Source organism: Bradyrhizobium tropiciagri, assembly GCF_018130505.1.
Taxonomy (GTDB): domain Bacteria; phylum Pseudomonadota; class Alphaproteobacteria; order Rhizobiales; family Xanthobacteraceae; genus Bradyrhizobium; species Bradyrhizobium tropiciagri_B.
On sequence record NZ_JAFCKH010000014.1, the window covers coordinates 93,742 to 110,228 of the forward strand.

16 protein-coding genes and 1 tRNA gene are annotated in these 16,487 nt (G+C 64.6%); 12 read left to right on the plus strand and 5 right to left on the minus strand.

Annotated features, from left to right (window positions below; translation table 11 throughout):
• The first annotated feature begins 107 nt into the window (after positions 1-107).
• Positions 108-1,949 carry an alkaline phosphatase family protein gene (locus tag JQ633_RS30585; RefSeq protein WP_211989170.1) on the plus strand — a complete coding sequence of 614 codons (1,842 nt, stop codon included), beginning with the start codon at positions 108-110 and terminating at the stop codon, positions 1,947-1,949.
• Positions 1,950-2,009: 60 nt separating this feature from the next.
• Here the strand turns inward: JQ633_RS30585 and JQ633_RS30590 are convergent, their stop codons facing one another.
• Entirely contained in the window at positions 2,010-2,591 is a 582-nt protein-coding gene (locus tag JQ633_RS30590; RefSeq protein ID WP_211989172.1) for a hypothetical protein, read from the minus strand.
• A 387-nt stretch (positions 2,592-2,978) separates the two neighbouring features.
• Here JQ633_RS30590 and JQ633_RS30595 point away from each other — a divergent pair, with 387 nt between their 5' ends.
• A complete protein-coding gene (locus tag JQ633_RS30595) occupies positions 2,979-3,638 on the plus strand; it encodes a peroxiredoxin (protein WP_211989174.1) in 660 nt (219 codons plus the stop codon).
• An 18-nt stretch (positions 3,639-3,656) separates the two neighbouring features.
• Positions 3,657-5,120, plus strand: coding sequence for a cryptochrome/photolyase family protein (locus JQ633_RS30600; protein ID WP_211989178.1), 1,464 nt, complete (start codon positions 3,657-3,659; stop codon positions 5,118-5,120).
• Here the strand turns inward: JQ633_RS30600 and JQ633_RS30605 are convergent.
• Positions 5,117-5,986, minus strand: coding sequence for a DMT family transporter (locus JQ633_RS30605; RefSeq protein ID WP_211989181.1), 870 nt, complete (start codon positions 5,984-5,986; stop codon positions 5,117-5,119). The genes JQ633_RS30600 and JQ633_RS30605 overlap by 4 nt on opposite strands.
• A 648-nt stretch (positions 5,987-6,634) precedes the next feature.
• On the opposite strand from JQ633_RS30605, the gene JQ633_RS30610 reads away from it, so the two are divergent.
• Positions 6,635-7,459: a YkgJ family cysteine cluster protein gene (locus JQ633_RS30610; protein ID WP_211989184.1), complete on the plus strand. Its 825-nt coding sequence runs from the start codon at positions 6,635-6,637 to the stop codon at positions 7,457-7,459.
• 49 nt (positions 7,460-7,508) lie between these two features.
• Here the strand turns inward: JQ633_RS30610 and JQ633_RS30615 are convergent, their stop codons facing one another.
• The gene (locus tag JQ633_RS30615; protein WP_211989186.1) at positions 7,509-8,474 is read right to left on the minus strand and encodes a GlxA family transcriptional regulator; all 966 of its coding nucleotides are present in this window, start codon (positions 8,472-8,474) and stop codon (positions 7,509-7,511) included.
• 127 nt (positions 8,475-8,601) lie between these two features.
• On the opposite strand from JQ633_RS30615, the gene JQ633_RS30620 reads away from it, so the two are divergent.
• Together JQ633_RS30620 and JQ633_RS30625 are read left to right on the plus strand one after the other, a co-directional pair.
• Complete coding sequence (locus JQ633_RS30620; protein WP_211989189.1) at positions 8,602-8,895, plus strand: hypothetical protein; 294 nt, start codon at positions 8,602-8,604, stop codon at positions 8,893-8,895.
• Between the two features lie 100 nt (positions 8,896-8,995).
• Entirely contained in the window at positions 8,996-9,397 is a 402-nt protein-coding gene (locus JQ633_RS30625) for a muconolactone Delta-isomerase family protein (RefSeq protein WP_211989192.1), read from the plus strand.
• A gap of 11 nt (positions 9,398-9,408) precedes the next feature.
• Here the strand turns inward: JQ633_RS30625 and JQ633_RS30630 are convergent, their stop codons facing one another.
• Complete coding sequence (locus JQ633_RS30630; protein WP_211989194.1) at positions 9,409-11,034, minus strand: L,D-transpeptidase; 1,626 nt, start codon at positions 11,032-11,034, stop codon at positions 9,409-9,411.
• Between the two features lie 422 nt (positions 11,035-11,456).
• Here JQ633_RS30630 and JQ633_RS30635 point away from each other — a divergent pair, with 422 nt between their 5' ends.
• From JQ633_RS30635 to JQ633_RS30645, 3 genes are all read left to right on the plus strand, one after another.
• Complete coding sequence (locus JQ633_RS30635) at positions 11,457-11,681, plus strand: hypothetical protein (RefSeq protein ID WP_211989196.1); 225 nt, start codon at positions 11,457-11,459, stop codon at positions 11,679-11,681.
• Between the two features lie 28 nt (positions 11,682-11,709).
• Positions 11,710-11,997 (plus strand): hypothetical protein, encoded by a 288-nt coding sequence (locus JQ633_RS30640; protein WP_249159762.1) that lies wholly within the window; start codon positions 11,710-11,712, stop codon positions 11,995-11,997.
• Positions 11,998-12,145: 148 nt separating this feature from the next.
• Complete coding sequence (locus JQ633_RS30645; protein ID WP_211989200.1) at positions 12,146-14,410, plus strand: cation:proton antiporter domain-containing protein; 2,265 nt, start codon at positions 12,146-12,148, stop codon at positions 14,408-14,410.
• A gap of 215 nt (positions 14,411-14,625) precedes the next feature.
• Here the strand turns inward: JQ633_RS30645 and JQ633_RS30650 are convergent, their stop codons facing one another.
• Positions 14,626-15,078: a hypothetical protein gene (locus JQ633_RS30650; protein WP_211989202.1), complete on the minus strand. Its 453-nt coding sequence runs from the start codon at positions 15,076-15,078 to the stop codon at positions 14,626-14,628.
• A gap of 222 nt (positions 15,079-15,300) precedes the next feature.
• On the opposite strand from JQ633_RS30650, the gene JQ633_RS30655 reads away from it, so the two are divergent.
• The 3 genes from JQ633_RS30655 (at position 15,301) to JQ633_RS30665 (ending at position 16,429) form a co-directional block, all read left to right on the plus strand.
• On the plus strand, positions 15,301-15,582 hold the full coding sequence (locus JQ633_RS30655) for a hypothetical protein (RefSeq protein WP_211989209.1): 282 nt from the start codon (positions 15,301-15,303) through the stop codon (positions 15,580-15,582).
• Between the two features lie 92 nt (positions 15,583-15,674).
• Positions 15,675-15,751 (plus strand) — tRNA-Arg (locus JQ633_RS30660).
• A gap of 261 nt (positions 15,752-16,012) precedes the next feature.
• The gene (locus JQ633_RS30665; RefSeq protein ID WP_349631631.1) at positions 16,013-16,429 is read left to right on the plus strand and encodes a cupin domain-containing protein; all 417 of its coding nucleotides are present in this window, start codon (positions 16,013-16,015) and stop codon (positions 16,427-16,429) included.
• Positions 16,430-16,487: the final 58 nt, after the last annotated feature.

Consider the following 16,487-nt stretch of genomic DNA (forward strand, 5'->3'; position numbering starts at 1 on the left):
TGCACAGTTATGGCAGCGAGAAACCGCTGTTACAATTCTGTCATGTGGCAAAACTAAACGGAGGCAGCGGCGATCCGCCGCGGTTTGCTTTTCAGGGGGAAATATAAATGCGTCGTGCCATCACCTTGCTGTCCGCCAGCATGATCGCGCTCTCAGCGGGCGCCGCCTCGGCGCAAAATGCAAAGCCCCGCAACCTCATTCTGTTCGTCCCCGACGGCCTGCGCGGCGGCATCGTGACCCCGGAGACCGCACCGGCGATGGCCGCGATCCGCGACAAGGGCGTCAACTTCAAGAATTCGCATTCGCTGTTCCCGACCTTCACCATGGCCAATAGCTCGGCGCTGTCGACCGGCCATTATCTCGGCGACACCGGCACTTTCTCCAACACAATCTACACCGGCTACACCTCGGTGCCGGCGGGCGACACCGTTGTCCCCTTCATCGAGAACGACGCCGTGCTCGCCGACGTCGACGACCATTTCAACGGCGACTACCTCAACGAGGAGACGCTGCTGAAAATGGCCCGCGGCCAGGGCTTCAGCACCGCAGCCATCGGCAAGGTCGGCCCGACGCTGCTGTTCGATCACACCGATCGCGGCAAGAACACGATCGTGGTCGACGATTCCACCGGCGGGAAGACCGGCGTGCCGCTCTCCGACGAGATGAAGGACGCGTTGACCAAGGCCGGCCTGCCGCTGGCCACCCCGAGCCGCGGCGACAATGCCAAGGCCGGTGACGCGAAGACCCCGGGCACCACGGTCGCCAATATCGCGCAGCAGGGCTACATGGCCGATGTCGCGACCAAGGTCGTGCTGCCGATGTTCAAGGCGCGCAACAAGCCGTTCGTGTTGGTGTTCTGGTCGCGCGATCCCGACGGCAGTCAGCACAACACCGGCGACAGCCTCAACACCATCACCCCCGGCATCAACGGTCCGACCTCGATGGCGGGCATCAAGAACGCCGACAACAACCTCGCGCAGCTGCGCAAGACGCTCGACGACCTCGGGCTCGCCGACAACACCAACATCATCGTCTCCTCCGACCACGGCTTCTCGACGATCTCGAAGGAGAGCAAGACCAGCCCCTCGGCCAAAATCGCCTACGACGACACGCCGAAGGATTTCCTGCCGATGGGCTTCTTGGCGATCGATCTCGCCAAGGCGCTGAACCTGCCGCTGTTCGACCCCAACGACAAGAACGCCAAGGTCGCCGACAACGCCCACCCGAAGGCCGGCAACGGCGTGCTCGGCCAGGACCCGGCCAAGCCGGACGTCGTGATCGCGACCAATGGCGGCTCGGACCTGATCTATCTGCCGAACAAGGACAAGAAGCTCGCCGACCGCGTCATCAAGGCGCTGCTCGAGCAGGACTATGTCAGCGGCCTGTTCGTCGACGACAAGCTCGGCAACTTCCCCGGCACGCTGCCGATGTCCAACCTCAACCTGAAGGGCAAGGCGGTGACCCCTAACCCGTCGATCGTGGTCAACTTCCGCTCCTGGTCGAGCGGCTGCGAGATCCCGACCAACTGCTCGGTGCAGATCGCCGACACCGTGCTGCGCCAGGGCCAGGGCATGCACGGCAGCTTCAGCCGCGGCGACACCTTCAACTTCACCGCGGCGATCGGCCCGGACTTCAAGTCAGGCTATGTCGATGCACTCCCGGTCAGCAACGCCGACGTCGGCATGACCGCGGCGCAACTGCTCGGCCTGCGCGCGCCGAACAATGGCGGACTGGTCGGCCGGGTGATGTCGGAAGCGCTGCCGAACGGCATCGTGCCGAAGATGGCCGAAGGCACCCTCAGCTCGAAGAAGGCGGCGGCCAACGGCCTGCGCACGGTGCTGAAATTCCAGCGCGTGAACTCCACCCGCTATTTCGACGTCGCGGGATTCCCGGGGCGTACGCTCGGGCTCGAGGAGACCAGCGGCAAACAGAAAACGGCGGGGAAGTAATCCCCGCCGCTATTGCTTGAAACCGTTCGTTCGGGATGATGCACGCATCATCCCGGGCGATCACATCATCCCGATGTCGAACATGTTGGGCAGCTGGGTTGCGAGCGGCAGCGCGGCCGCACCGACCAGCGTCGCCACCATTGCCGCCAGCGCGTGACCGGCGCGGCGCTTGCCACGCATCTGGCCCGCGATCCACTCCAGCACCTTGGTGTCGATCTTCGAACCCTGCGTCGGCGCCCAATCCTCGATGTCGGTATCGGCGGCCAGCGCCACGGTGCGCGGTGGCACCGGCAGGCCGGACTCCGAAGCGGCGTGATGGGCGATCGCCTTGGCGAGCAGGTCGTCGAACCTGCCGTCGTCCGAGCGCTCGGCCGCGGCCTCGTTGATCGCGAACAGCGCCTCGACCTCGGCGCGGCTGACCGGCTGATGCTCGACGGCGGATGCGGTCAGGATGCGCGCACACCAGGCGGCGTCATCGGCATCGAGCGAGCGAGAGAAATGGATGCGGCCGCGGGTGGTCGGGCCTTCGCCGGTGATGACGCCATCGCGCACGATGGTCAGCGCATGGGCGGCGGTCTTGCGGCAGGATGGATGCAACGCACCGCTGAGAGACTCAGCGGCCTTGGTACTTGGGGCAGACATTGTTGGAGCTTTCAATTCCTATCTTAGGCCAGCTTTTCCACGCGGGCGTAAACGAGTGGTTAACGATTCGGAACTTGCGTTCCGAGATTTTTAGATGGTTGCCATTTAGTCGCTGGGACCCATGTCATGGTTCGGTCGTATAGCAACCAGGGTCGGCGTGATGACGACGGGAAGCGGCAATATCTGGGCATTTCCAAGCTTTTCGTGTCGCATCTGTTATTTCGCCGCAGGCGCGGGTATCAAAAGAAGGTGTTATGAGTTCCCGCGTTGAGAGAAGAATTTCGCCTTTTTCATCAGCCAGTTCACTTAAGCCTTTGCGCGCCGTATATTGGCGTGGACGCCTCTATAAAGAATTCATCAGCAACTTCAATGAGATGAGGTAAGATCATGGCACTTCAGATTGGCGCAGTCGCCCCCGATTTCGAAGCTGAGACCACCGAAGGTAAAATCCGCTTCCACGACTGGATCGGCAGCAGCTGGGCGCTGCTGTTCTCCCACCCCAAGGATTTCACCCCCGTCTGCACCACCGAGCTCGGCGCGCTGGCCAGGCTGAAGCCGGAATTCGACAAGCGCGGTGTCAAGCTGATGGGCCTGTCAGTCGACCCGGTCGACCGCCACGCCAAATGGTCCGAGGACATCAAGGAGACCCAGGGCGCCGCGCCGAACTACCCGATGATCGGCGACACCGACTTCAACGTCTCCAAGCTCTACGACATGCTGCCGGCCTCGACCTCGGGCGATCCCCTCACCCGCACCGCGGCCGACAACCAGACCGTCCGCAACGTGTTCGTGATCGGCCCGGACAAGAAGATCAAGCTGGTAATGGTCTATCCGATGACCACCGGCCGCAACTTCCAGGAGATCCTGCGCTCGATCGACTCGCTGCAGATGACCGCCAAGCATCGCGTTGCCACCCCTGCCGACTGGAAGCAGGGCGAAGACGTGATCATCGCGGGCTCGGTCAGCGACGACGAGGCCAAGACCATCTATCCGCAGGGCTGGAAGTCGCCGAAGCCGTATATCCGCATCGTGCCGCAGCCGAAGTAACCGGCACGCAGCGTCCGGGTGACGTCCGCGCCGCCGATCATCGTCTGGTTCCGCGACGATCTGCGGCTGTCGGATCACCCGGCCCTGCACGAGGCGGCCGGCCGCGGCGCGCCGGTCATCAGCCTCTATATCCGCGACGAGGACAGTCGCGCATTGAGGCCACCCGCCGCGCGCCCCCTCGGGGGCGCGGCGCGCTGGTGGCTCGCGCAATCGCTGCGATCGCTTCGCGCGAGCCTTGAGGCGATCGGCGGAACGCTGCTGCTGCGCTCCGGGCCCGCCGCCTCCGTGATCGCGCAGCTCGCCCGCGAGACCAAGGCGAGCGCCGTGTTCTGGAACGAGATTTCGCAGACGCCGCATCAAGCGGTTGCGAAGGACGTCGAGGCCGCGCTCGCAAGTGACGGCATCTCTACGCAGATTTTCCCCGGCGACCTGCTCGTCGAACCGCGCGCGATCCGCAACAAGGAGAACCGCGCCCTGCGCGTGTTCACGCCGTTCTGGCGGCGCGTCCAGGGGCTGGGCGATCCCCCAAGACCTTTGCCTGCGCCGAAGAAGCTCACCCCGGTTGGCAGACTTGAGGGCGAATCCCTCGACGACTGGAAGCTCGAGCCGAGCCGGCCCGACTGGGCCGGCGGCCTGCGCGAGAGCTGGACACCCGGCGAGGCCGCGGCGCAGGCGCGGCTCAAGGCGTTCCTCGGCGACGGCATCCGCGGCTACACTGGAGATCGCGACCGGCCCGACCGCGACGGCACCTCCCGCCTGTCGCCGTATCTGCGCTTCGGCGAGATCAGCCCACGGCAGGTCTGGTACGCCGCGCGCTTTGCCGCCGCCGAGCACCCACGGCTTGCCGGCGACATCGACAAGTTCCTCAGCGAACTCGGCTGGCGCGAGTTCTGCCGCCATCTGCTGTTCGACATCCCCGACATGGCCGAGCGGAATCTGCAGGAGCAATTCGACGCGTTCCCGTGGAAGCGCGATGCCCGTGCGCTGAAGGCCTGGCAGCGCGGCCTGACCGGCTATCCGATCGTCGACGCCGGCATGCGCGAGCTCTGGCACAGCGGCGTGATGCATAACCGGGTGCGGATGGTGGTCGCCTCGTTCCTGGTGAAGCACCTGTTGATCGACTGGCGTGCCGGCGAACAATGGTTCTGGGATACGCTGGTCGATGCCGATGCCGGCTCCAACCCCGCCAACTGGCAATGGGTCGCGGGCTCCGGCGCCGACGCCGCGCCGTATTTCCGCGTCTTCAATCCGATCCTGCAGGGCGAGAAGTTCGATCCCCAGGGCGGCTATATCAGGCGCTGGGTGCCGGAGCTGGCGCAGCTGCCCGATGATCTGATCCATCAGCCCTGGACCGCGACGCCGATCGAACTCGCAGGCGCCGGCATTGAACTCGGCAAGACTTATCCGAAGCCGATCGTCGATCACAAGCTGGGCCGCGAACGCGCGCTTGCCGCTTACGCAAAGATCCGCGGCAAGGATTAGCGGCGATTGACCAGCAGCACCGCCGCAGCGCAGGCGGCCATGCCCGCGATGGCGACATAGTCGAGCCGTTCGTTGAACAGCACATAAGCCATCAGCGCGGTCACTGCCGGCACCAGATAGAACAGGCTCGCGACCGAGGTCGCGGCGTGGTGACGGATCAGCCAGTACAACAGCGAGATCGAGCCGATCGACAGCGCGAACACCAGCCAGGCCAGCGCCAGGATGAACTCGCTGGTCCAGTGCACGACGTTGGTCTCGAACAGCCAGGCACCGATGCCGAAGAAGATCGTGACCGCGACATACTGCACGAAATTGCCGGCGCGCCAGTCGATCCGGTTGCAGTAGCGGCGCTGATAGAGCGTGCCGAGCGTGATGCTGATCAGCGAGACGCCGGAGGCGAGCCAGCCCCAGCCCGCGTCGCCCGTCATCGGCCGGTTGTGCAGGATCAGCACGACGCCGGCGAGCCCGAGCACGAGCCCGCCCCATTGCAGCGGCGTGACGCGCTCGCCCAGCCAGCGGTTGGCGATGGTCGAGGTCAGGATCGGCTGCAGGCCCGGGATCAGCGCCGACAGCCCGGCCGGTATCGAATGCGCGATCGCGATCGCGGTGCCACCGAGATAAAAGCCGTGCACCAGGATGCCGGCCACCGCGCTGTGGAACACGCCGATGCGATCCGGCCATGCCGGCCGCGCGACCGCGGCGATCACCGCCATCACCACCACCACGAACGCCATACGGATCGCCAGGTAGGTCAGCGGCTCGGCATTGTCGATGACGTATTTGGTGCCGATGAATCCCGTGCTCCACAGCACGACAAAGATCGCCGGCGCGAGACGAGCGGCAATTTCCTCGAAACTCTTGTTCATTTGCCGCCGTCATTGCCCGAAGATGGGGCAATGGGCAATCGCGAAGTTTGCAGCGTGCTTGCGCGGGGCGCTTGCCGTGCTCGCAGTGTCGTCCCTGCGTCGACAGCCAAACAACGCGGCGTCATCACCCGGCTTGACCGGGTGATCCAGTATTCCAGAGGCAGTCGTTGTTGAGCCGAGAGGCCTCGGCGTACTGGATCGCCCGGTCAAGCCGGCCGATGACAGCTGAGGATGGGGATGCGCCTTCGCGCTCTCGCAACATGGGTGCACGTCAAGAGACAATTCGGAACTTGAGAAGACGCAGCTCGCGCAGCCTCTATCGAGGGTCTTGCCGGTTCGCAGGTCGGCTCGAGCGCAGCGAGAACGGTCAGCTCGGACCGCGCTGAAATGACGGGTATCATTTCACCGCCGCACCCTTGGTATGAAAATGCCGCGATAGGCTTATCGCATCGATCACGACGATTTGTCTTCAACGAAGCCATGCAGATTTGCACCGCGCTACATCACGTTACCGCGGATAGACTCAAGTAGTGTTGTGATCGAGGCAGCGTTCGGCTGCCCTGATTTTGGATGTTGGAGCCTGGGCGAATTGTCGCCGCCAGAGCTCGACAAGCCAGGCACAAGAAACGCCGGTCAAGAAAAACGAACATGGATCAAGTGGCATTGGTCGTGGTTCGCGCGGTCGAGAGCGGCGCGACGACGACAAAGAGTATTGTCGATGCGACCGGGTTGTCCCGCCTCAAGGTCGAGCGCGCCCTGAACGCGCTGGAGAAGCAGAAGCTGCTTTTCCGCGAGAGCAAGGGCGGGTGGACGCTCGGCATTCCCGCCGCGCCGACCGTCCGGCAGTGCGGAACGTGTACGCTCTGTTGCAAGGTGCTCGAAGTCACCGATCTCGGCAAACCGATCGATACCGTGTGCAAGCACATCATGGCCGGCGGCGGGTGCGAGATCTACGAACAGCGCCCGCGGCAGTGCCGCTCATTCAGTTGCGCCTGGCTGCGGGGACATTTCGACGACGACTGGTTCCCGGAAAAAGCCGGCATCGTCTTGCATTTCGGCCTCGACACATTGAACGCGCAGGTCGACATCGAGAATCCGGAGCGCTGGCGCGAGGAGCCGTATTTCAGCAAGCTGGTCGAGCTGTCGCTCAACGGCATCAGGGTGACCGCAACGCGCCCCTATGCCACCCTCATCATCGTCGGCGAGAACAAATATCTGCTGATCGGCCGGACCGTCGTGCCCGATCCGACGCTGTTCGGCACCGCCTTCGTGCCGTTGACGCTCGACACGTTCCGCTACTGGAAAGCGCGGTCGCTGGAGCACCTGCAGCGGTTGAACGAGCGGGTCATGGAGATCCAGCGCATCCAGCAGGAATTCGGCCATTGCGCCATTCCCGAGGACGACGACCCCTACCCGCCGTACCGGCCTGCCCTGCTCGAGTTGTCGAGATCACAGGCCGCGCCGGCGAAGTAGTCGCGCCGATCTCGCTCGCGGCGACCAGGCTCGTCTCGAGCCAAGTGATTCAACGCAGATCGGCACGGAGCTCGCGCACACCGCGCCCCAGACGTTCGCGCAACAGGGTCCGCAACGTTGCTCCGTCGACATAGCCGACCTCGGCGGCGATCGCCTCGATATCGAGGCCGCTGCCGGCCAGCAGCGACCGGGCGCGCTCCACCCGCAGATCCTGGAAATAGGACAGCGGCGATTTGCCGAGCACCGCTTCGCAGCGGCGCTGCAATGTGCGCGGGCTGGTCGCGAGCGCGTCAGCCGCCACCTGCAGCGAGAACCCCTCTTTCAGATGCTCGCGCGCCCAGCGTTCGAACCGCTCGATGAGCGGATCGGCCTGCGCGAGATGGTTGGGAACAACGAACCGCGCCTGCGAGGAGCGCAGGTCCGCCAACAGATAGCGTGACACGACGGCGGCCAGTTCCGGACTCGCCTGGCGTATGAACCAGAGCGCCAGATCGAGGTGCCCCATCGCGGCACCTGCCGTGACCACCCGATCCGACGTCACCAGCATGCGTCCTTCATCGAGCCGGACATTGGGATAACGCTGCCGGAACAGCGGCGCCAACCACCACGTGGTCGTCGCCTCGCCTTCGTCGAGCAGCCCGGCCTCGGCCAGAACGAAGGTACCGATACACGACGCGGCGATGCGCGCGCCCGCGGCATGCCAGCTTCGCAGCTGCTCGATCGCCTGCCTGACGTCGCGCCGCGCGAGCGCCGGAATGAGTTGCTCGGGCCGGCTGGTGTTCAGCGCCGGCACGATCACCCAGTCCGGCTTCAGCTCCGGCGTGATCGGCTTGACCGGTATCGCAAAGCCCTGGCCGGAGTGGACCTGTTTCCGCACGCCGACGATCGAGACGTCGAGATGCAGCGTTCCGCCGGTCTGCGCCTTCGCGAAATTATTGGCGATCGTGAATGCATCGAGCATCACGGTCAGCCCGGTGTCCCAGAATCCTTCCAGGGCGAGCAGCAGGATGCGCATGGCGTAAATGACCTCAAAGTTGTCGTTTACGACAATACCGGTCCCGCGGCCTCCGCGCTAGTCCTTTCGCCGTCGGCAGCCTCGAAAGCGGCCGCCGCGGACAAGCGGATAACAAAGGAGAGCGCACATGAAAGTCATCGCGATCGGAAACATCATCAAGCCGCTCACGCCGGAGCAGCGGCAGCAGATCATGCCGGGCGAGGTGCCGGCCACGCTGAAGCTGTATCTCGACGGCAAGATCGAGCAGTTCTGGTATCGCCAGGACAAGCCCGGCGTGATCTTCCTGATGAACGTCGAGTCGCTCGATCAGGCCAGGGCGACCGTCGAGGCCTTGCCGCTCGTGACCGGCGGCCATGCTTCATACGAGCTGATGCAGGTCGGCCCGCTCGCCCCGCTGGGGCTCTTGATCCAGGGCAAGTGAGCGCACAGCTCAAATTGATCACATCCGAAATCAAACCGTATCGCCGCCCTCAGGGACGGCGATACGGGTCGCAACGAAGAGCAAACAAGGAAGAGCGACAATGAAGATCACAATCGCGGCTGCGCTGCTGGCGTCGATCCTTCTCGCGACGAACGCGGGTCCCCTACGCGCGCAGTCCGCCCCGCCGACGCCGACCACGCGCATCCTCGCGATCGGGACCATCAACCCGGGCATCGATCCGGCCGCGGCGCGCGCGATCCTGCCTACCGAGGTCCGGGAGACCGTGAAGCTCTATCTCGATGGCAAGATCGACCAATGGTATTCGCTGCAAGGGCGTCCCGGCGTCGCGTTCATCCTGAACGTGACCGACACCGCAGCCGCGCATGAGATGCTGGAGAAGCTGCCGCTGGGCCAAGCTCACCTCATGAGCTTCGAGCTGATCCCGCTGGCCCCGCTCAATCCGCTGCGGCAATTACAGGGAATGGCGACGGGTTCGCCATAGGCCTTGTCAATTCACCACAGGCCAGGTTGCCGCACCTGCGGCGCGGTCTGCCCGTAATACTGCCCGGACTGTCCGTAGCTCTGGTCACCATAATAGGTCTGGCCGCCGTAATACTGCTGCTGGCCGCCGCGCCGGCGCGTTGTCGTCGTTCCGCCCTGCGGGTCCCAGCTGCGCTGGAAGAAGCCGAAGCCGTCGTCGTCCTCGCTGCCCCAGCCGCCGGTCCGCGCGATGCGATCCTCCATCGACGGCTTGCGGGTGATGAAGCCGCCCTGCGGCTGGTTGCTCAGCACCGCGACGAACTCGGTGCGATAGTTGGTTTCGGTGCTCAGCGGCTCGTCCGAGACGATGATCGAGGAACGCGGCAACGCCGTCGGGCCGATGCGATCGAGCACATCCTGCGGGATGGTGATGCGGTCGAGCGCGTCCTTGGCGCTGTCGCCGCCGTCGATCGAGACCACGCTCCAGCGCAGGCCGCTATCGCTGCGCGCCATCGCCGTGAAGATATGCGTGCCGATCGGCTTGTCCGGATCGCGGATGGTGACTGGGGACTCGATGCTCGAATCGAACACCTCGCCTCCGTCGGCCCAGGGCTTGTGGGTGTTGCGCCGCACGTAGAGCTTTCGCGTCGCGCGGCTGATGTAGATCGAAACCGGCTCGAGCGCGAGCTTGGCATCCAGCGCCACCTTGGCGGTGTCGGCCTTTTTTGTCTCGGCCGCCTTGGCGGCGTCCTTCGCCGCGGCTGCAGCGTCGCGCTTCGCGGTCGCGTCGGCCTTGGCGGCCTCGAGCTGGGTCGCGGCTTCCTCGGCCTTGGGCGCGGCCTTCTGCTTCAGCTCTTCGGCCTTCGCCTTGGCCTGATCGGTCTTGGCGCTCGCGATCACCTTGTCGGCGAAGGCGAGCTCGGCGGCGGTGCGGGTCTTCGCCTGTTCCAGCTTGCGCAGTGACGCAGTGAGCGATGTGAGATCGCGCGCGGTCGTCGCGGCGGCCTTCTTCGCCTCGTCGGCGACCTTCGCCGCGTCCGCGGCCTCGCGGGCGGCCGCCTGGGCCCGGCCGGGGGCGGCCGCGATGGCATCCTTGTTCGGCACCAGCAGCGCGGGGTGGGAGAAAGCGACTGGCTCGGCGTCGTTCGGCGAGACGATCACCCGCATCCCGATCCAGGTCTTGTCGAACAGTTTTTCGGCAAACTCGTAAGGCATGCGCACACAGCCGTGCGAGGCGGCATAGCCAGGCAGCGGCCCGCCGTGCAGCGCGACGCCGTTCCAGGTGATGCGCTGCATGTTCGGCATCCATGCATCGTCATAGAGGGTCGAGTGGTGATCCTTGTCCTTCTCGATCACGGCGAACACGCCGGCCGGCGTCTCGCGGCCCTTGATGCCGGTCGACACCGGCGCGCGCACGATCCAGCCGTCGGCGTCGTAGAACGTGACCTGCTGCGACTTGATCGACACGATCGCCATGATCGGCGGGCCGGCCTCGCGAGGCGCCGTCGCCTCGACCGCCGCCGCGCGGCGCGCCTCGCGCGCTTCAACGCCCGCGGTCAGCCCAGCGAGTGTGACGACCGCCGCCAATGTCACAATCGCGGGAAGCCTCCAACGTCGCATCGCCGTGGTCGAGCGCGCCGTCGTCAATCGATGTCCCATTCTCTGCCCCGCTTGAAGTGCGTGTCGGTGCCTGCGTCGATCAAGTGCCACATTACGGTTCTTGGATTAATTAACTTTCGTCACTCTCCACGCGCCCAATTCGATCCTAGGACTCAATTCTCGGGCCACCGGCAGGTTTCCGGTGTAGATTCTCATATACGACGGCCCGCACCGGAGGAAGGGCAGCCGATGGCTGATATTGACGCATGGCAGACCGGACCGCTCCCGCCAGCGTCTTGCGGCGTATCGTGAAACCAACTCGCCGGCGCTCCGGATGATCCTCAAGGCTCGCGGCAGAAACGTGACACCGCGTCCGTTTCATCGATCTGCGCGAGGAACGCCCGCCACAGCCAAACGTTCACAAGTGAACATGCGAGACGGCCATGAACCGGCCGCGCTCAAGCTGCGTCGAAGGAAGCAGGATGGCCTACGCGTTGTTCGATCGCGACAAGCAAATCGACCGCGCCTTCCCGACCGAGAAGGAAGCGTGGGAGCATGCGCTGATATCGGGCCTCGTGCTCGATGTTCCCATCGCGGACGAGGCCGGCGGCCAGGTGCTTCCGGCGGGCTACCACATGAAGCGGATTGCCGACGACGAAACCTTCGATCCGGCGCCCGAATGGAAGCTGCCGAAAGAAGTATCGTGATCGTCAACGGCGACGATCATCGCATGTGATGATGGCCCGCGTGTCGCACGACGCGCCGGCCGACGAACGTCAACAGTCAGGGATGAAGGCATTGGTCGAGACAGGCAAGATTTTCCACGTCCGTTGCGTCGACGACACGCTGCAGCGGGACACGCTGTCGGTGGGACGGGTCTACGAGGTGACGCGGGATCTCGAGCGCGACGGCTATTACGAGCTGGGCGGCCTCGGCTGCTTCAGCCGCTCCAGATTCGAACGCGTGCCTTCGCAGGCGAACGATGATCGCGCCCTGGTTCGGCAGGTGCTGCGATCGAAGTAGTAGGGTGCGCCCGACCCGGTTCCAATCGTAAATCTCATCCAAACTGTGACGACACCCCGGCGCGAGCATGGATCGCTTCGGGAACTCGGGCGTTGACAGAGTGAGGTGCGGGCCGCGCTGCCCGCCGTGACGAGCAATCGGAGTGGCAATGGCGATCCGCTGGGGGCGGCTCCAACCGACGATCTGGGCGGCCGTCATCCTGCTTGCGACCGTCACGGCAGCGGGTGCCGAGGGCGGCAAGACGGCAAAGCCGTCCGAGTTCATCCTGCTGGCGCAGATCGCGCTGCTGATCGTGGTCGGGCGCGGGCTCGGCGAATTGATGCAGCGCGTCAGGCAGCCGTCGGTGATCGGCGAGTTGCTCGGCGGCCTCCTGCTCGGCCCTTCCCTGTTCGGCTGGCTGTGGCCGTCGGCGCAGGCAGCGATCTTTCCGCCGTCGGCCGAGCAGAGGGCGCTGCTCGACGGCATCGCGCATTTCGGCATCCTGCTGCTGCTGTTGCTGACCGGCATGGAGACCGATCTCAAGCTGGTGCGCAAGGTCGGCCGCGCCGCCACCACGATCTCGATCGCCGGCATCGCGGTGCCGTTCGTCTGCGGCTTTACGCTCGGCGAGTTCCTGCCGCAGAGTCTGTTGCCGCATCCGGAGGCACGACTGATCGCGGCGCTGTTCCTCGGCACCGCGCTGTCGATCTCCTCGGTGAAGATCGTCGCCGTCGTGGTGCGCGAGATGAGCTTCATGCGGCGCAATGTCGGCCAGATCATCGTCGCCTCCGCGATCATCGACGACACGATCGGCTGGATCATCATCGCGATGATCTTCAGTCTCGCCTCGCGCGGCACGCTCGATCTCGTGTCGGTGGCGCAGGCGCTGTTCGGCACGCTGGCCTTCCTCGCAATCAGCTTCACGATTGGCCGTCGCCTGGTGTTCCGCCTGATCCGCTGGGCCAACGACAATCTGGTCAGCTCGGCAGCTGTCATCACCGTGATCCTGCTTTTGATGAGCGTGATGGCGATGATCACGCATCTGATCGGCGTGCACACCGTGCTCGGCGCCTTCATCGCCGGCGTGCTGGTCGGCGAGTCCCCCATTCTCACACGGCAGATCGACGAGCGGCTGCGCGGGCTGATCTCGAGCCTGTTCATGCCGGTGTTTTTCGGCCTCGCCGGCCTTTCCGCCGATCTCACCGTGCTGAAGGATCCCTCGCTGCTGCTGCTGACCGCGGCGCTGATCCTGATCGCGAGCATCGGCAAGTTCGGCGGCGCCTTCGCCGGCGGCGCGCTGGGCGGGCTGACGCGGCAGGAATCCTACGCGCTGGCCAGCGGCATGAATGCGCGCGGCTCGACCGAGGTGATCATCGCCACCATCGGCCTGTCGATGGGCGTGCTGAGCCAGACCATGTTCTCGATGATCGTCACCATGGCGATCCTGACCACGATGGCGATGCCGCCGATGCTGCGCGCGGCGCTGGCGAAGCTGCCGCTCGGCAAGGACGAAGAGGAGCGGCTGGCGCGCGAGGAATATGAGCAGCGCGGCTTCGTCGCCAATCTCGAGCGGCTGCTGCTCGCGGTCGACGAAAGCGCCAACGCCAAGTTCGCGGCGCATCTCGCCGGCCTCCTCGCCGGCGGCCGCGGCCTGCCGATCACGGTGCTGCATGTCGGCGCCGAGGCCAAGCTCGCGGAGAAGAAGCGCAGCGAGGAGCAAAGCCACGAGTCGGCCGTGATCAACGCGGCGAAGGCCAGCGCCGAGGCGGACGCCGACGGCGGCGGCAATGTCGACGTCATCACCCGCGCGCCCGAGAAGGCGGTCGCGGAGGCGATCGCCGAGGAAGCCAGGAAGGGCTTTGACCTGCTCGTCGTCGGCATGGCGCGGGTCGAGGACCGCGACGGCGGCTTCGACCGGCGGATCGACGAGATGACCTCCGGCTTCGACGGCCCGCTGGCGATCGCGGCCGCCAGGGGCGTCCACCTGGAAGAGCCGACGGAGAACGCGCGGAAGATCCTGGTGCCGGTCTCGGGCAGCAACGTCTCGCGGCGCGGCGCCGAGGTCGCGATCGCGCTGGCGCGCCTCTCCAGCGAGCCGCTGCAGGTGGTCTATGTCTCCACCACGCGCGACAAGGGCGCCCGCCGCGGCAGCCCCAGCATGTCGCTGGCGCGCGAGGAAGCGATCCTCAAGGACATCGCGGCCACCGCATCGCGCTACGACGTCAACGTCGCGACGACGCTGCGCGCCAACACCGCGCCCGAGGTCGCGATCCTGCAGGAGATCGCATCGAGCCGCGCAGACCTCGTGGTGCTCGGCGTCGACCGCATCCAGGGCGATACGCTGAACTTCGGCAGCGTCGCCGCCGCCGTGCTCGGCAAGTCGAAGGCCTCGGTGCTCTTGGTGTCAGATGGCGAGGTCAGGCCGAAGACCTGAGATTCCGCGCTGACGGGACGAAGCAAGGGCACCAGCCCCAAATCTCCAAAAACAACCCCATGCAAAGTAGCCGGCGGCCGCGAGCCCTCGAAAAAGACGGCTTGACGCGTCGGGCAACTCAGTGGTATTTTTTCATTATTCCGAAATTTTGCGGACACCGCCGGTTCGCGTGAAGCAGACGCGTCGAGCGAGAATGTCGCTGCGGCTCAATCGCCCTACCACTCGTCCGGACAGGGATCGACGATCTTCCAGAGCTCGGTGCCGTTCTTGATCTTCTTCATCTCGGTGGTGAGCCCGCCGTTGCGGCGGATCCAGTCCTTCACGCTGCTCGGGTAATACGACATCAGGTCGGAGGTGCCCTCCATGCTGGTGACCTTGATGCCGAAGGTGAAGGCCTTGTCGTAATAGGCCTGGTGGAAGCCGAGGCTGGCGCGCGGCGTGACGCAGATCTTGTTCATCGGCACGATGCCGAACACCAGCGTGCAGGCCGAGTTGCAGATGCCGTCGATGACGACGCGCTCGCCGCGCTCGCGGATCTGCTTGTACTTCGCCTTGTACTCCTCGACATAGCCGCCATGGTCACGCGTGATGTGCAGCACCGCCGCGCGCGCCGGCGTGATCGCCAGCAGCGCGCCGAAGGCCAGCAGGGCAAGGGGCGTGATGCGCATGGACCCGTTCGAAACCGAGGTGCCGAGGAAGGTCGGCCCGGACCGGACCTGACCGCAAGACTCTGGCCGGACTGTGTTGGCAATCCGTTAAGCATCCTCAAAAAGGCAAAATTTGGCGCGCTGTGACCGAATTTCCGCAGCTTTTCGCCCGATTCCGGGTTAAATGGACACAAGGAGTGGCGAAAATGCCGATTCCCGCGTGATGTCCGGAGGCTGACCAAGATGACCAAGACCAGGCTTTTCGCTGCATTCGCCCTCGCCGCCACGGCCCTTCTGGCCGTCCCCGCGGTCGCGGCCGACCTCTCCGCCCACCCGCGCCACCACCGGCATCACCACCGCCACGCCCATTGGGGCCTGCCCTACCACATCAGCTACCTGCACAATTACGGCCCCGGCCCGACGCCCGGCACCTTCGCCTATTACGACGGCCCCTCGTTCAACAAATGCTACCAGAGCTCGGCCGCCTATATCGGCCAGGACGGCCGCCGCCATCCCTGCTACTGAAGGCCGGCTCGCGGACACCGGACGGCGGCGCGCGGAACACACCCCGCGCCTGCTGGCCCTGATCCCGCAAGTCTGGTAATCGACCCCTCAATGCACTCGTAGCTCAGCTGGATAGAGCATCGGATTTCGATTCCGAGGGTCGGGAGTTCGAATCTCTCCGAGTGCGCCAAACATCTAAGCCTCAGCGCAGCGGCTGAAACGATCAGCGCGGTCGTGCAGCGGGATCGTGAGCATCCAGAGACGATCGGTTCGCGATGATCTTGCCGACGATTTGCTTCCTGCACAATCGCCCGCGACAATGCCGATGAACTCTCGTCAGCCTTGCGAGTGAGCGCAATCGAGATAGCGCCCCCTCTCCCATCCGTGGATCAAGCCCGTCATTGAACTCGCTCTGCAGTTGCGGTTGAATGGAGTGCCATCGCAATTCGCGGTGGCCAGATTGATTTTCAATTATCAACTTTTGAGGGAGGAAATGATGCTTCGGTTTTTCGTTTTGATTTTCTTTGCCCTTAGTTGCTCCGCAAATGCTCAAACGAACCGAACGGAATTGAAACGAGCCGATTTAACTGGCACAAACATGGAGATCGTAGTCAGCGTCGTTGACGTATCGCCCGGAAACAACCTTGTTCGCCACACTCATCACGGCGAGGAAGCCGTCTACGTTCTGGAGGGCGCAACGTTGGCACTGCCCGATGGCAAAGAGGTGCCGTTTCCCACGGGAGCAGCGACGATTAACATTCGTGACGTTCCCCATGGGGGTTTCAAAGTGGCCGGCGACAAGACCCTGAAGATGTTGACGGTCCACATCATCGACAAAGGCAAACCAATGATGGAGCCTGTAAAGTAAGGCTGCGCGCGGCCTCACGAACTGAGGAAGCTACGCCGTCGGGCTCGAAAAATCGTGT

Excerpts from the sequence above, each read along its gene's own strand:
- JQ633_RS30585 (WP_211989170.1), top strand. The coding sequence starts at position 108 with ATGCGTCGTGCCATCACCTTGCTGTCCGCCAGCATGATCGCGCTCTCA.
- JQ633_RS30590 (WP_211989172.1), bottom strand. The coding sequence starts at position 2,591 with ATGTCTGCCCCAAGTACCAAGGCCGCTGAGTCTCTCAGCGGTGCGTTG.
- JQ633_RS30595 (WP_211989174.1), top strand. The coding sequence starts at position 2,979 with ATGGCACTTCAGATTGGCGCAGTCGCCCCCGATTTCGAAGCTGAGACC.
- JQ633_RS30605 (WP_211989181.1), bottom strand. The coding sequence starts at position 5,986 with ATGAACAAGAGTTTCGAGGAAATTGCCGCTCGTCTCGCGCCGGCGATC.
- JQ633_RS30610 (WP_211989184.1), top strand. The coding sequence starts at position 6,635 with ATGGATCAAGTGGCATTGGTCGTGGTTCGCGCGGTCGAGAGCGGCGCG.
- JQ633_RS30615 (WP_211989186.1), bottom strand. The coding sequence starts at position 8,474 with ATGCGCATCCTGCTGCTCGCCCTGGAAGGATTCTGGGACACCGGGCTG.
- JQ633_RS30620 (WP_211989189.1), top strand. The coding sequence starts at position 8,602 with ATGAAAGTCATCGCGATCGGAAACATCATCAAGCCGCTCACGCCGGAG.
- JQ633_RS30625 (WP_211989192.1), top strand. The coding sequence starts at position 8,996 with ATGAAGATCACAATCGCGGCTGCGCTGCTGGCGTCGATCCTTCTCGCG.
- JQ633_RS30630 (WP_211989194.1), bottom strand. The coding sequence starts at position 11,034 with ATGGGACATCGATTGACGACGGCGCGCTCGACCACGGCGATGCGACGT.
- JQ633_RS30635 (WP_211989196.1), top strand. The coding sequence starts at position 11,457 with ATGGCCTACGCGTTGTTCGATCGCGACAAGCAAATCGACCGCGCCTTC.
- JQ633_RS30640 (WP_249159762.1), top strand. The coding sequence starts at position 11,710 with ATGATGGCCCGCGTGTCGCACGACGCGCCGGCCGACGAACGTCAACAG.
- JQ633_RS30645 (WP_211989200.1), top strand. The coding sequence starts at position 12,146 with ATGGCGATCCGCTGGGGGCGGCTCCAACCGACGATCTGGGCGGCCGTC.
- JQ633_RS30650 (WP_211989202.1), bottom strand. The coding sequence starts at position 15,078 with ATGCGCATCACGCCCCTTGCCCTGCTGGCCTTCGGCGCGCTGCTGGCG.
- JQ633_RS30655 (WP_211989209.1), top strand. The coding sequence starts at position 15,301 with ATGACCAAGACCAGGCTTTTCGCTGCATTCGCCCTCGCCGCCACGGCC.